Source organism: Arthrobacter sp. LT660 (genome assembly GCF_056172845.1).
In genome coordinates this window covers 1,737,201-1,750,767 of record NZ_CM149651.1, presented here as the reverse complement: position 1 = coordinate 1,750,767, position 13,567 = coordinate 1,737,201, and the positions used below count along the sequence as shown (strand labels likewise).

At 70.9% G+C, this 13,567-nt stretch carries 13 protein-coding genes; 5 read left to right on the top strand and 8 right to left on the bottom strand.

Annotated elements, in window-relative coordinates; translation table 11 throughout:
• Positions 1–22: 22 nt before the first annotated feature.
• The gene (menD, locus tag AC0QSG_RS08100; protein ID WP_475377229.1) at positions 23–1,885 is read left to right on the top strand and encodes a 2-succinyl-5-enolpyruvyl-6-hydroxy-3-cyclohexene-1-carboxylate synthase; all 1,863 of its coding nucleotides are present in this window, start codon (positions 23–25) and stop codon (positions 1,883–1,885) included.
• A gap of 22 nt (positions 1,886–1,907) precedes the next feature.
• Here the strand turns inward: menD and AC0QSG_RS08095 are convergent, their stop codons facing one another.
• The 4 genes from AC0QSG_RS08095 to AC0QSG_RS08080 form a co-directional block, all read right to left on the bottom strand.
• A complete protein-coding gene (locus AC0QSG_RS08095) occupies positions 1,908–2,705 on the bottom strand; it encodes an amino acid ABC transporter ATP-binding protein (protein WP_475377228.1) in 798 nt (265 codons plus the stop codon).
• Positions 2,706–2,716: 11 nt separating this feature from the next.
• Positions 2,717–3,511 carry an amino acid ABC transporter permease gene (locus AC0QSG_RS08090; protein WP_475377227.1) on the bottom strand — a complete coding sequence of 265 codons (795 nt, stop codon included), beginning with the start codon at positions 3,509–3,511 and terminating at the stop codon, positions 2,717–2,719.
• Between the two features lie 130 nt (positions 3,512–3,641).
• Positions 3,642–4,433, bottom strand: coding sequence for an ABC transporter substrate-binding protein (locus AC0QSG_RS08085; RefSeq protein WP_475377226.1), 792 nt, complete (start codon positions 4,431–4,433; stop codon positions 3,642–3,644).
• 150 nt (positions 4,434–4,583) lie between these two features.
• Positions 4,584–5,831, bottom strand: coding sequence for an isochorismate synthase (locus AC0QSG_RS08080; protein WP_475377292.1), 1,248 nt, complete (start codon positions 5,829–5,831; stop codon positions 4,584–4,586).
• Between the two features lie 177 nt (positions 5,832–6,008).
• Here AC0QSG_RS08080 and AC0QSG_RS08075 point away from each other — a divergent pair, with 177 nt between their 5' ends.
• The 4 genes from AC0QSG_RS08075 (at position 6,009) to AC0QSG_RS08060 (ending at position 10,338) form a co-directional block, all read left to right on the top strand.
• Positions 6,009–6,794, top strand: coding sequence for a demethylmenaquinone methyltransferase (locus AC0QSG_RS08075; protein WP_475377225.1), 786 nt, complete (start codon positions 6,009–6,011; stop codon positions 6,792–6,794).
• Between the two features lie 17 nt (positions 6,795–6,811).
• Complete coding sequence (locus AC0QSG_RS08070; RefSeq protein WP_475377224.1) at positions 6,812–8,143, top strand: geranylgeranyl reductase family protein; 1,332 nt, start codon at positions 6,812–6,814, stop codon at positions 8,141–8,143.
• Positions 8,144–8,147: 4 nt separating this feature from the next.
• Positions 8,148–9,245 carry a polyprenyl synthetase family protein gene (locus AC0QSG_RS08065; protein WP_435728977.1) on the top strand — a complete coding sequence of 366 codons (1,098 nt, stop codon included), beginning with the start codon at positions 8,148–8,150 and terminating at the stop codon, positions 9,243–9,245.
• 244 nt (positions 9,246–9,489) lie between these two features.
• Positions 9,490–10,338, top strand: a complete 849-nt coding sequence (locus AC0QSG_RS08060) for a DUF559 domain-containing protein (RefSeq protein ID WP_475377223.1) — start codon at positions 9,490–9,492, stop codon at positions 10,336–10,338.
• 127 nt (positions 10,339–10,465) lie between these two features.
• On the opposite strand, the gene AC0QSG_RS08055 is transcribed toward AC0QSG_RS08060, so the two are convergent.
• From AC0QSG_RS08055 to AC0QSG_RS08040, 4 genes are read right to left on the bottom strand one after another with little or no spacing between them, the layout of a single operon-like run.
• Entirely contained in the window at positions 10,466–10,954 is a 489-nt protein-coding gene (locus AC0QSG_RS08055) for an HIT family protein (protein ID WP_475377222.1), read from the bottom strand.
• A 4-nt stretch (positions 10,955–10,958) separates the two neighbouring features.
• Complete coding sequence (locus AC0QSG_RS08050) at positions 10,959–11,393, bottom strand: SMI1/KNR4 family protein (protein WP_435728980.1); 435 nt, start codon at positions 11,391–11,393, stop codon at positions 10,959–10,961.
• Between the two features lie 9 nt (positions 11,394–11,402).
• A complete protein-coding gene (locus tag AC0QSG_RS08045; protein ID WP_435728981.1) occupies positions 11,403–12,074 on the bottom strand; it encodes a trimeric intracellular cation channel family protein in 672 nt (223 codons plus the stop codon).
• On the bottom strand, positions 12,074–13,483 hold the full coding sequence (locus AC0QSG_RS08040) for a PucR family transcriptional regulator (RefSeq protein ID WP_475377221.1): 1,410 nt from the start codon (positions 13,481–13,483) through the stop codon (positions 12,074–12,076). Before AC0QSG_RS08040 ends, AC0QSG_RS08045 begins: the two co-directional genes overlap by 1 nt.
• Between the last annotated feature and the right edge of the window lie 84 nt (positions 13,484–13,567).

Sequence of the window (13,567 nt, the reverse complement as noted above, 5' to 3'; positions counted from 1 at the left end):
GGCGGAGCCTAGGATGGATTCCATGAGCACTGCTAGCTTCCCGGCCCCGGCCGGCGGTCCCGTACTCACCTCGATCGAAACCGCGCGCCGCGTGCTGGACGCCCTGCACGACGCCGGTGCGCGGCACCTGGTGGTCAGTCCCGGTTCGCGCAGCGCACCGCTGGCCTACGCGGCGGCGGAGGCCGAGGCGTCCGGCCGGCTGACGCTGCATGTTCGCATCGACGAGCGCGACGCCGCGTTCACGGCGCTCGGCCTGTCCCTGGCCACGGAACGGCCCGTGGCCGTCCTGACCACGTCCGGCACCGCCGCGGGCGAGCTCCTGCCCGCCGTGATGGAGGCCCACCACGCAGGTGTCCCGCTCGTCGTCGTGACCGCGGACCGTCCGGCCGAGCTGCGCGGAACCGGCGCCAACCAGACCACCATTCAGCCAGGGCTCTTCGCCGGGCATGTGCTTGCCGCCGCCGAGATCGAGGCCGGAGCCGATCCGGCGGACGACGTGCGCCGCGTCCTGCTGGCGGCCGAGGGCATCTCCTCCCACGTGACGGGCGAGGGCGGATTCGCGAGCCCGGACGAACGCGGCTCGGCGGCCTCGGTGAACCTCCCGCTACCCGCGGGCATCGCCATCCACGACACCTCGCGCGGCCCCGTGCACCTCAACGTCGCCTTCCGCGATCCGCTGGTGCCCGGTCCCGCCGACCGGCTGCCGACCGCCGCGAACGACGGTGTGGTCCCACCCGCCGGCGACGCCCCGCCGTCGTCGTTCCGGGGACCCGAGGCGGCGGACCGCATGCCGACGGCACCCGTGGACGGTGCCGTCCTGCGCCGCACCGTGGTGGTCGCCGGGCACGGCGCGGGGCCGGCCGCCGAGGACTTCGCCCGCCGGCACGGACTGCCGCTGCTCGCCGAACCGAGCTCGAACGCGCGGTTCGGCGCCCACGCGATCGGACCCTACCGGCTGTTGCTTCCCGTGCTGGGACCGCTCGTGGAACGCGTCGTCGTCTTCGGGCGGCCCACGCTCAGTCGACCGGTCGCCCGGCTGCTCGCGGACCCGGAGGTCCCGGCCGCGCTGTACGTGCCCGAGCCCGTGTCCTGGTTCGAGCCCGGGCGCCGCGAGGAGCGGATCATCGAGGATCCGGCGGATCTCGAGGTGTTTGCCGGCCGGGGCGCCGACGGCTGGCTGCAGCTGTGGATCGATGCCGCCGCCGCCGCCATGCAGGCCATGGAGGACGTGCTGCGGGACGGCCCCCTGACCGGTCCGGAACTGGCGCGGGAGGTCTGGGCGCACGCCGCTGGCGCACTGGTGCTGGGTTCGTCCAATCCCGTGCGGGACGCCGATCTCCTGGCGGACCCGGCCGCCGTTCCCGGCGCTCGGGTGTTCGCCAACCGGGGGCTCGCGGGCATCGACGGCACGCTCGCCACGGCGTCGGGGGTAGCGCTGGGGACCGGGCTGCGGACCACGGTCCTGCTGGGCGACGTCACGTTCCTGCACGACGCCGGCGGCCTGCTGATCGGCCGCGGCGAACCCGAGCCCGAGCTGGACATCGTGGTGCTCAACGACGCCGGGGGAGCGATCTTCTCGCTGCTCGAGCATGGACACGTCGCGGAGTCGGGGCGCTACGGCGACGCCGTGGAACGGCTGTTCGGGACCCCGCACGACGTGGAACTCGTGAACCTCGCGGCGGCCTACGGCACGGACTACGTCCGGGTGTCGAGCCGCTCCGAGCTGCTGCTGGCGCTGGATCGCGGCGATGGGACGCGGGCGCGGCGGCCGCGCCGGATCATCGACGTGCGGATCGACCGCTCGGACATCCGCGTCCTCCACGAACGGCTGGCCGCGGCGGCGACCGACGCGGCCCGGGCTGCGACGCGGGACGCCGTTTCATAGGAGACCCCGCCGCCGGGCGGAACTACTCCCTGACGTCGATGTGCGTCGGGTCCAGGACGCGCTTGAGGAAGTCCTGGGTGCGCGGCTGTTGCGGGTTGCCGATGACTTCCCGTGCCGTGCCCTCCTCGACGACGACGCCGCCGTCCATGAACACGACGCGGTCCGCGACCTCCCGGGCGAACGCCATTTCGTGGGTGACCACCAGCATCGTCATGCCGGCCTTGGCCATCTGGCGCATGATCGAGAGCACCTCGCCGACCGTCTCCGGGTCCAGGGCCGAGGTGGGCTCGTCGAAGAGCATCAGCTGCGGGTCCATGGACAGCGCGCGGGCGATCGCGACGCGCTGCTGCTGGCCGCCGGAGAGCTGGTCCGGGTAGCGGTCGGAGAAGTCGCCGAGGCCGACGTTTTGGAGGTGCTTCAGGGCGGTCCGCTGCGCATCGGCGACGGGGCGCCGGAGGACCTTGGTCTGGGCCACGGTGCAGTTCTGCAGCACGGTCAGGTGCGGGAACAGGTTGAACTGCTGGAACACCATGCCGACGTTGCGGCGCATCTTGTCCAGCTCGATGTCCGGATCGGTGGCCTCGAATCCGGCCACGTGGATGGTGCCGCCGTTGGGCTGCTCCAGGAGGTTCACGCAGCGCAGGAGGGTGGACTTGCCGGAGCCGGAGGGCCCGATCAGGCACACCACCTCGCCGGGGGCGACCTCGAGGTCGATGCCCTTGAGCACCTCGTTGGAGCCGTAGGACTTGCGCAGGCCCACGACGCTGACGCCGGCGGCCTTGAAATCGGGCATGGACTCGGTGTTGGCCGTTTCGTTCATGTCTACGGTGCCTATCGCTTGGTCCGCGCGGTGCGGGCTTCGAACTTGCGAGCCAGCAGGCTCAGCGGAACGGTGATGACGAGGTACAGGGCTCCGGCCACGATCAGCGGCGTGATGCCGGCACCGAGGCTGGTGATGCCGTCGCGCCCGAACTTGGTGAGTTCGTACTGGCTGGCCGTGGCGCCCAGGATGAACGCCAGGGACGAGTCCTTGGTCAACAGGATGACCTCGTTCGTCAGCGGCGGCAGGACGATCTTGAACGCCTGCGGGATGATGATCGTGACCATCGCGCGCCAGGCGGGCATGCCCAGCGAACGCGCGGCCTCCATCTGTCCCTTCGGCACGGCCTGCAGGCCGGCGCGGAGGGTCTCGGCTATGTAGGCGGAGGCCACCATGCCGAGGGCCGTCATCACCACGACGGGCTGGGGCCAGATGGTTCCGGGGAACGCGCTGGGGATGCCGAAGCCGAACGCGATGAGCACCAGGATCGCGGGGACGCCGCGGAAGAATTCGATGTAGGCGGTGGCGAGCCAGCGGTAGGGGAGGAAGCTGGACATCTTCATCAGGGCCAGCAGCAGGCCCAGGCTCAGACCGAGCGCGAAGGAGATGACGGTGTAGAAGATCGTGTTCTTCAGACCGATCACGATCAGGTCCGGGAACATCGGGCCGAGGGCGCCGAAGTTGAAGAAGGAGCGGCTCATCACCTCCCAATCCAGCTTGAGCACCAACACCACGACGACGACGACGAGGATGGCGAGCTGGACGATTTGGCTGATCCGTGATCGTTGGCGGACGGTCAGGGCCATGGGAAATGCCTTCCATTAGGGTTGCCGGGCAGGGAATCGATCGCCGGCGCCGGGCATAAGACTGGTGCCGAGAGAACGGCCCGGGCATGGGTGCGGCGGCCGGACGGGGTGCGCCGGCCGCCGCGGGCGACTACTCGGTTTCGCCGAACCAGGTGGCGGAGAACTCCTCCATGGTGCCGTCGTCCGTGAGGCGCTTGAGCGTGCCGTTGATGGACTCAAGCAGCGCGGTGTTGCCCTTCTTCACGCCGACGCCCAGCTGCTCGCCGGTGGCGAAGTCCGCGACGCGCTTGTACTCGGCGTCGTCCTTGATGGCGTAGCCCAGGACGGACTGGTTTCCGACGGCCGCGTCGATCTGGCCGGACTTCAGCGCCTGCACCTGCAGGCCGGTGTCCTCGAACTGCACGGCCTCCAGACCCTGCTCCTGCGCGTACTTGGCGCCGGTGGTGGCCTGCTGCACTCCGACGCGCTTGCCCTTGGCGGACTCGACGTCGGTGATTCCGGAGCCGTCCTTGGCGACCAGCGTCAGGTCGTCGTCCATGTAGGGCTCGGAGAAGTCCATGTTCCCCTTGCGCTCCTCGGTGATGGAGATGGAGGAGATGGCGGCGTCGCACTGGGTCGCGAAGAGGCCGGACTCGATGGAGTCGAAGGAGGAGTCGACGACGTTGAGGTCGACCTCCAGGTCCTTGGCGATCTCGGCGGCGATGTCCATGTCGAAGCCGACGTTCTCGCCGTCCCTGACGAACTCGAACGGCTCGTAGGGGATGTCGGAGCACACGGTCAGCTTGCCGGTGTTGACCAGCGCGATGCCGGAGTCCGAACCGGCCGCGGCCGGTTCCTCGTTGCCGCCGCCGCAGGCGGTCAGGGACAGTCCGGCGATGGCGGTGATGGCCAGGGCCTTCAGGATGCGGGGAGAGTTCTGCATGGGGGAGTGCCAGTCTTTCGTGAGAACGGTACGGAGTCGCTGGTTAGCAGGGCAATTGTAGCCGTTGGGCCGCAGTGGCTTGAGATGTTCGTCACAGGCTACAGGAGTAGATCCCAAGTAAACAAGCGCTTCACGGCCCGCCATGAGCGGCTAGAGGTTCAACGCCTCGCGCATGGGCCGCATCTTGGCCCAGGACTCGGCGAGCTCGGCCTCGGGGTCGGACGCGCCGACGATCCCGCAACCCGCGTAGAGGCGAACGCGTGTGGGCGATTCGACGACGCCGCCGCGCAGCGCGATGCCGAACTCGCCGTTTCCGGCCGCGTCCACCCAGCCCACGGGGCCGGCGTACGGACCGCGGTCCATGCCCTCGAGTTCCCGGATCAGCGCCCCGGCGGCCTTCGTGGGCGTGCCGCACACGGCCGCCGTCGGATGCAGCACCTCCGCAAGGTCCAGCGCGCTCGGCGTCGCGCCGCCGTCGACGCGCAGTTGCGCCTCGACGTCGGAGGCCAGATGCCAGACGTTCGGCAGCTCCAGGACGAACGGCTCGTCCGGCGCGTCCATCCCCGTGACCAGCGGCCCCAGCTGCACGGTGAGGGAATCGATGGCGAGGCCGTGCTCGTGCCGCTGCTTCTCGTCGCCGGAGAGCAGGCGGTGGGCGTAGTCGGCGTCTCCGGCCGGCGCCGCCGCGCGGTCCAGCGTCCCGGCCAGGACCCGGGCGCGCGCCCGGGTGCCCTCGACCTGGATCAGCATCTCCGGCGTCGACCCGATCAGGCCGTCCATTGAGTACGTCCAGCAGTCCGCGTAGCGCAGCGCGAGTTCGCGCAGCACCTGCGCCACGGCGATCGGCGCGCCCAGCTCCGCGACCGCGTCGCGTGCGAGCACCAGCTTGGTGAGCCGCCCGTCGTTGATCGCCCGCACGCCGGCGGCCACGCGTTCGCGGTAGTCGTCCTCGGAGACCGCCCCGGCCACGAGCCGGTCGTCGCCCGGATAGAGCTCGTGTTCCTCGGAAACGTCGTCCAGCAGCAGCGCGAGGCGCTCCTCGGCCGCCTGGATGCTCAGTTCCGCGTGCGGATCCGCGGTCGTGTAGGTGAGCCAACTGGCGTCGTCGTGCCGGCCGACGACGATCTCGGGGACGACCATGCGCGAGGACCGCGCGCTGGTGAAGGAGAAGGAGAAGGAGGCGAAGGCGACGGGCCCCGTGCCGGGCAGGCCGACGTCGTTCGTCGTCCGCGCCGCCGCGACCGCCGCGCCCCACCAGGCGCGCGCCTCGGCGAACCGCTCCGGCCCGGTCGATTCGAAGCGGGCGGCCTCCCCGAAGCCGACCATGCCGTTGCCGCGCCGGCCCCACACCACGGAATCGTCGCGCACGACGTAGTCCAACAGTCCGTGTTCGCTCATCGGGGGGCGGGCGAAGGTGAGGGTGCGCAGCGCCGGGGCGGCGGAGGTGCCCGCGGAGGCGTCCGAAGACGGCGCGGGGAAGCCCGGAAAATCGATCGTCATGGTGCCCCCAGCCTACTCCGAACGCGCCGCCGGACGGTTTTTCCCACCGCGGCCGAACTTTGCGACAATGGGCTGGTGAGCCGTGCATCGCTGGAGAAGCGTCCCGAAGAAGTCCAAGCCATGTTCGACGACGTCGCGCCGCGGTACGACGTCGTGAACGACATCCTCTCCGTGGGGCAGACCCGCCGTTGGAGGCGCATCGTCGTCGACGCGGTCGGCGCCGAGCCGGGGCAAGCGGTCCTCGACCTCGCGGCCGGCACCGGGACGTCCTCCGAGCCGTACGCGGACGCCGGCATCAACGTGGTGGCGTGCGATTTCTCGCTGGGCATGCTGCGCGTGGGCAAGCGCCGGCGGCCGGACATCGATTTCGTCGCCGGCGACGCCACCAACCTCCCGTTCGGGGACGACTCCTTCGACGCGACGACCATCAGCTTCGGGCTGCGCAACGTCACGGACCCGAAGAAGGCGCTCTCCGAGATGCTGCGCGTGACCAAGCCCGGCGGGAAGCTGGTGGTCGCCGAGTTCTCGCACCCCACGTTCGCGCCGTGGCGCACGGTCTACACGGAGTACCTGATGCGGGCGCTGCCGACCATCGCGACCAAGGTGGCCTCCAACCCGACGGCGTACGTGTACCTCGCCGAATCGATCCGCGCGTGGCCCAACCAGGACGGGCTGGCCGCCTGGATCGCCGAGGCCGGCTGGGAGGACTGCCACTACCGCAACCTCTCCGGCGGGATCGTGGCCGTCCACCGCGCCGTGAAGCCCGGCGCTGGCGGCGGGGCGGAGGCGGACATCGACCCCGAACGCGCCGACAAGGCCTCCGCGTACCTGCGCCGGCACGCCTCCCGGCGCGTCCTCTAGGTGGCGGGATCCCCCACGTGTCTGTACTGATTGTCGGCGCCGGACCGGCGGGTGCGACGGCGGCGACGCACCTCGCGCGCGCCGGAATCGAGGTGACCGTCCTCGAGAAGACGGCCTTCCCGCGCGAGAAGGTCTGCGGGGACGGACTCACCCCGCGCGCCGTCCGGGAGATGCGGCTGCTCGGGCTCCCGCACGACCCGGCCGACGGCTGGCGGCGGAACAAGGGCCTGCGGCTCGTCTCCGGCGGACGGTCGATCGAACTGCCGTGGCCGGAACTCGGGGACTTCCCGGACTACGGGCTGATCCGCACGCGGCTCGGCTTCGACGAGGCCCTTGCCCGCCACGCCGAGGCCGCCGGCGCACGGCTCCACGAGGGGCATTCCGTGACGACGGCGATCCGCGACGCGACCGGACGCGTCGTCGGCGCCCGCGCCAACGTCCTGGACGGCGACGGCCGCAAAACGGGGCAGACCCGGGACTTCACCGCGGACGTCGTGCTGGCCGCCGACGGTAACTCGACCCGCACGGCGCTCAGCCTGGGCTACGAGAAGCGCGACGACCGCCCGCTCGGCGTCGCCTACCGCACGTACTTCACCTCCCCGCGGCACACCGACGAGTGGATGGAGGGCTGGCTTGAGCTCCCGGACGGCTCCGGGCGACCGCTGCCCGGCTACGGCTGGGTGTTCGGGGTCGGGGACGGGACGTCCAACGTGGGGCTCGGGATCCTCAATTCGTCGAAGCAGTTCGGCAAGCTGGACTACCGGCAGGTGCTGCGGGACTGGACCGCCGGCATGCCCGCGGAGTGGGGATTCACCGAGGCCAACCAGGTCGGCGCGATCCGCGGCGCGGCCCTGCCGATGGGGTTCAACCGGACGCCGCACTACTCGCCGGGGCTGTTGCTGCTCGGCGACGCCGCCGGGATGGTCTCGCCATTCAACGGCGAGGGGATCAGCTACGCCATGGAGTCCGCGCGCTACGCGGCAGAGCTGATCATCGACGCCGAGTCGGGCGCGCGCGGAACCACGCGGGCGGCGCGTGAGGCCGTCTACGCGTCATACGCCGACGTCGTGCGGGGAAAGTGGGGTAGCCACTTCACGCTCGGTGCCATGTTCGCCAAGCTGATCGGAAACCCCGTGGTGATGCGGCTGGCGCTGCGGGCCGGCATGGGCACGCCCGCGTTGATGCGCATGGTGGTGCGCCTGCTGGCCAATCTCACCGAGGAGGGCGGCAAGTCGTTTGAGGATAGAGTGATCCATGTACTGGAGAGGCTGGCTCCCCCCACCAGCAACCAGCGGCCGCCGCGCGCGGCCGACGGTGGCCACCTAGCACCGACGAAAAGTAAGTCTTAGAACCTTGACTGATTCCCAGACCAACTGGACCACCGCCGGACACGGCGTTCCCGACGACGTGGACCTGCATCCGGAAACCTCCGCGTTGGCCGCCGGCATCAGCCTGCCCCCGGGCTTCCGGGCCGTCGCGGAGGACCCGGAGTTCGGCCCGGCCATCTCCCAGGGCATGGCCCGCGTGGAGAAGCTGCTGCGCGGAGCCGTCGCGAACTCCGATCCGCTGATCGACGAGACCAGCCGCCACCTCGTCGAGGCCGGGGGCAAGCGCATCCGTCCGCTGCTCGTGATCCTCGCTTCGCTACTGGGTGAGGGCGTGTCCGCCGACGTCGTCAAGGCCGCCGCCGTCGTCGAACTCACGCACCTCGCGACGCTCTACCACGACGACGTGATGGACTCCGCGCCCTACCGCCGCGGCGCGCCCACCGCCCACGAGGTCTGGGGCAACTCCGTGGCGATCCTGACCGGGGACCTCATCTTCGCGCGCGCGTCCGTCATCGGCGCCGAACTGGGACCGGACGCCGTCAACATCCAAGCCCGCACGTTCGAGCGCCTGTGCCTGGGCCAGCTGCACGAGTCGGTCGGGCCGCGCGAGGGCGAGGACGCCGTCGAGCACCACCTCCAGGTCCTGGCCGACAAGACCGCCTCCCTGCTGGCGACCGCGGGCGTGTTCGGAGTGCTGTTCGGCGGGGCAGAGCAGTGGAGCCCGGTCTTGCGCGACTACGGCGAGAAGGTCGGGGTGGCCTTCCAGCTGGCCGACGACGTGATCGATGTGACCGGCGCTCAGGTGCGTTCCGGCAAGACGCCCGGAACCGACCTCCGTGAAGGCGTGCCGACCCTTCCCGTGTTGCTCCTGCGCCAGGACGCCGCCGCCGGGGACGCCGCGGCCGCCGGCGTGTTGGAGCTCGTGGACGGAAACCTCGAATCGGACGAGGCGCTGGCAGCGGCCGTCTCCGCGTTGGCCGCGCATCCGGCGACGAACCGCGCGTGGGCGGTGGCCCGGCAGTGGGCCGACGAAGCGCGGAACGCGCTGGATCCGCTTCCAGACGGACCGGTCAAGACGTCGCTCGCGGCGTTCGCCGACGCCGTGGTGACGCGCGAGCTTTAGGCCCCCACGACGACTGGCGCCCCGGAACCCCCAACCGCCCCAGCCGCTCCGGTCCGGAAGCTTTAGCCGGGTGCGCCCGTGAGCGTCTTTGGACCTTCCTGAGCGGGTTTGGACCAATCCGTGCCCGCTGACTAGTGCGTTTGCGCGGGCCTCCGCGCAAAACCGCTCACGATGGCCCACAAGGTTATCCACAATGGCCCCGCGCGCATCCCGATGCCGGTCCCGGGGCCCGATTCTGGTGTGCATGGACACTTCGCGCTCCGACGTCGCCGGCTACCTCGTCCGAATGGGCGGCACCGCCCGGACCGGTCAGCTCCTTGCCGCGGGACACAGCCGCCGGGCCGTGGGGCGCGCGCTGGATTCCGGCAGCGTCCTGCGTGCCGCACGAGGAGTCCTCACACTGCCCGACGCCGATGCCGACCACCGCGCCAACGTGGCGGCCGGGTGCCTCACCACGTGCGTGTCGGCCGCCGAGGGGATCGAGCTGTGGACGCTGCAGTCGCCCGCCGAACCCCACCTGTGGTCCGCGCACGGACGTTTCCCGGCGGCCGCCGTCGGACACCGGGGAACACTCCGCGGGAAGCCGTTGGCTGGTTCGACCGTCTCGGTGCTCGACGCCGTGGTGCACACCCTGCGCTGCCGGCCCGGGCTGGAGGCACTCGTCGTCGCCGAGTCCGCCGTGGTACAGCGGCGCGTGAGCGTGGCGGACCTGTTGGCGGCTTTGCCGGGAAACCGCAACGGCGCCGCGCGGACCGTCGTCGGCCGGATCGGTACCGGCGCCGAGTCCATATTGGAGCTCATCGCACGCGAGCTGTTCGTCGCCGTCGGGCTGTCCGTGCGGGCGCAGGTGGAGATCGACGGCGTCGGCCGGGTGGACCTGCTGGTGGAGGAGCGGGTCGTGGTTGAGCTCGATGGGTTCGCGTTCCACGGCGACCGGCGGGCGTTCGTGGCGGATCGGCGGCGAGGGAATGCGGCGACGCTGCGCTCCCTGCCAACCCTGCGGTTCACCTACGAGGACGTGATGGGGGAGCCGGACCGCGTGGTGGCCGACGTCGTCGCGCTGGTCCGCCGGACGGCCCGCGTACCAGCGTGAACGGTTTTGGACGTCCCTGAGCAGGATTGGCGAGGCAGGATGAGACCGACTAGGCCTGATGTGAACCAGCGGCGGCAAAGTTGCTCACGGCGGTACGGGGTTCGGAAGCGGCGGCGGGCGCCGGGGCCTACGGGACGCGGTCCAGGGCCGCCCGGAGTTCGACGGCCTTGCGGGCCCGGTCCCCGACGGACACCCGGTGCCGGAGCTGCCGGTAGAGGTCGTCGCCGTGGTAGCGCGGAAACACGTGTTGGTGGTAGTGCCACACATGTTGGTTTCCCGCGGGTTCGTTGTGCTGGCGCGTGGACGTTCCGTCGGGGGACCAGGCCAGTTTCATCGCGACGGCCACCCGCCGGCTGGCCAGCATGACGGCGGTCGCGATGGAATCGTCCAGTTCGTACAGGGTCTCCAGGTGAGGCACCGGGATGACCATCGCGTGGCCGCCGTGGTGGCCGAATCCGTCGCAGGCCATGATCACCGCCACGCGTTCGTCCCGGTAGACCAGGTCCGTTGGCGCGCACAGGTTGGACTCCGAGTACGGGCCGCCGGAGAGCAGCTCGCAGAACGGGCACGCGTAGTCCGCGGGAGCGTGGCTTGCCCAGGTCCCCGCGGCGGACACCGTGCTAGTTCTCCAGCTCGGGTTCGAGCTCGTCGAAGACCCACGAGTACATGTCCAGCATGTACTCGCTGAACGTGCCCTCTTCGCTTTTCCAGGTGCCTCGGACGTTGTGGCGGCGGTGCACGATCGGATCCGGGATGTCCAGGTGGTCCTCGCGGATGCCCCAGACGTACTCCTCCTCCTCGTCCTCCATGAACAGGAGGTAGCCGTCCTCGACTTCCAGCTCCTCGGGATCCCAGACGAAGTAGTACGCCTCCATCAGGTCCTCGCAGCCGCCCAGGGCCAGGTAGAACTCGCGCAGCGCCTGGGGGATCTCGACGCCGGCGTCGTCCAGGGCGTCGTCGAGCTCGCTTCCGGTCAACCCGTCCTCGGGCACCCAGACGTCGTCGAGGTACTGCGGGACCAGGGAACGGAACTTCTCAACGAACATCTCAGCCATGCCTGAATCCTATCGGTCTCCGGAGCGCGTCGGGCGCGTCCACCCCCGCACGGCAAGTGGCGCGCGCCACCTGTAGCGCAGGGCCAGCTCCCGGAACGTGAACACGACGATCGCGATGCCCGTCCCCACGCCGAGGTTGAACACTCCCAGCGACCACGCGAGCGCGGTCAGCCCGGCGCCCAGCATGGCCGGCAGGGCGTAGATGTCGCGGTGGTTGAACAGCTGCGGCACGTCGTTGGCGGCGATGTCCCGCAGGAGCCCGCCGCCGCAGGCCGTGGCCACGCCGAGCAGCGCGGCGACCACGGGGGAGAGCCCCGCACCGAGCGCCTTTTCCGTCCCCGCGATGCAGAACAGGGCCAGCCCGGCGGCGTCGAAGTGCAGGATCCAGCGGTTCAAGCGGTGCAGGCGCGAGGAGACCAGGTACACCGCGATGGTCGCCAGCACGGGTGGCACCAGGTACACCACGGAGGTGAACGACGTCGGAACGCCCTGCCCGATGATCAGGTCCCGCACGATTCCCCCGCCCAGGCCGGTCACGTGCGCCAGCGCCAGGGAGCCGACGATGTCGAAACCCTTGCGGGCGGCCAGCAGCGCCCCGGACACCGCGAAGGCGAAGATCCCGATCAGGTCCAGCCACAGCGCCAGGGCCAGCGGATCCACGGATGCCAAAAAGCCGCCCATCAGTGGACGTCCTTCGCGGAGAGTGCCAGCCAGAGTTGGACGCGGTCCGCGGTGGTCGAGGGGTCGTAGCCGCTGAGCTCGGTGATCTGCTGCAGGCGGTACCGCACGGTGTTCCGGTGGAGTCCGAGCTCGTCCGCGGTGGCCCCGACGCTCCCGTTGAGGTCCAGGAACGAGCGCAAGGTGGCCAACAACCCCGCCCCGTGGGCGGCGTCGAACCGCTCCAGGGGTTCCAACGCCTCGCCGGCAAGCGCCTCCAGGGGGACGTCGCGGGCTGCCAGCAGCAGCGACGTCAGGGACAGCCGGGACGGGGGGTTGACGCGTCCGCCGTGGCGCAGGGCCCCGATCGCCTCGAAGTAGCTCCAGCGCAGGCCCGATGCCTGGGCGTATGCGCCCCCGTAGGCGACGCGCGCCTCGATCCCCGCGCCCTCGAGGTAGTCGGCCAGCGCGGACGCGGCGGCGGCGCCGTCGTCGGCTTGGAGCACGACGGCGAGGCGGCCGTCCAGGAGCGCGCCGACGGTGTGGCCAAGGGGCGGCGGGAGCGGCAGGGTGCGCAGGCGGCGCCGGACGCCCTCCGCGGCCTCGGCCAGCAGGACGCAGTTCTGGCCGGTCGCCGCGATGCCGACGGCCTGAAGCCGCAGGGCGGCGTCCTGTCCCTCGATGTTCCCGTGGGCGAGGTCGCCAAGGACCTGCCCGGCGACCGTGCGCCGGGATTCGCGCAGGCGTGCCTGTCCGGCCAGCTCGACGCCGATCAAGGCCCGCGCGTAGTCCACCAGCCCGTCGCGGGCGAACGGCTCGGCGACGTACAGGGTGCAGCGGTCCTTGAGCCCGGTCGCGATCGGGGCCTCGTGCCAGTCGGCCGTCCCGGTGGACGGACCGTGGACGCGCGCACCGTAGTGGTCCAGCGCCACCGTGGTTCCGACCAGGCGCTCGAGCTCGCGCAGGAGGTCCTCCAGCCCGCCGCCACCGAGCAACGCGGCGGCCAACTGCTGGTGGCCGCGCAGCAGGCGCTGCATCCGCCCGAGGTGGTCCGCGGAGATGGCCTCGGCAATCATGCGCGTGATGGCCACGAACGGGGTGGCGTAGGGGACCTCGAACACCGGCAGCCCGACCTCGGCCGCTCGGAGCACGACGGCGGCGGGAACCTTGGCGTGCGTCAGCCCGGTACCGAATCCCAGGGCCAGCGCGCCGGCGTCGACCGCCCGGTCCACGAACGCGGACTGGGCGGCGGAGGTCTTCTGCCGCAGCCCGGTGGTGAGCAGGACCTCGCCACCGCCAAGGAAGGGTGAGGGATCCTGAAGCTCGGTCACGGCGGCCCATTTGATGGGCACGTCCGCGAGATCCCCCGGGCCGTTGAGCGGCCGCAGGCCAAGTTCGGGCGAGGCCAGCAGCCCGGCCAGTGTGATCGCCATGGGGCAATCGTAGGCGGCCTTGTGCATCGGACTCATATTCCACGCAACAAGAGGTCGCCATGACGACGGCGGTTCTCATTGTGA

What these genes read in the sequence shown, in the direction of transcription:
- AC0QSG_RS08080 (WP_475377292.1), bottom strand. Translation starts at nt 5,831, where the DNA reads ATGAGCGAACACGGACTGTTGGACTACGTCGTGCGCGACGATTCCGTG.
- AC0QSG_RS08095 (WP_475377228.1), bottom strand. Translation starts at nt 2,705, where the DNA reads ATGAACGAAACGGCCAACACCGAGTCCATGCCCGATTTCAAGGCCGCC.
- AC0QSG_RS08040 (WP_475377221.1), bottom strand. Translation starts at nt 13,483, where the DNA reads ATGGCGATCACACTGGCCGGGCTGCTGGCCTCGCCCGAACTTGGCCTG.
- AC0QSG_RS08050 (WP_435728980.1), bottom strand. Translation starts at nt 11,393, where the DNA reads ATGGCTGAGATGTTCGTTGAGAAGTTCCGTTCCCTGGTCCCGCAGTAC.
- menD (WP_475377229.1), top strand. Translation starts at nt 23, where the DNA reads ATGAGCACTGCTAGCTTCCCGGCCCCGGCCGGCGGTCCCGTACTCACC.
- AC0QSG_RS08085 (WP_475377226.1), bottom strand. Translation starts at nt 4,433, where the DNA reads ATGCAGAACTCTCCCCGCATCCTGAAGGCCCTGGCCATCACCGCCATC.
- AC0QSG_RS08060 (WP_475377223.1), top strand. Translation starts at nt 9,490, where the DNA reads ATGGACACTTCGCGCTCCGACGTCGCCGGCTACCTCGTCCGAATGGGC.
- AC0QSG_RS08045 (WP_435728981.1), bottom strand. Translation starts at nt 12,074, where the DNA reads ATGGGCGGCTTTTTGGCATCCGTGGATCCGCTGGCCCTGGCGCTGTGG.
- AC0QSG_RS08090 (WP_475377227.1), bottom strand. Translation starts at nt 3,511, where the DNA reads ATGGCCCTGACCGTCCGCCAACGATCACGGATCAGCCAAATCGTCCAG.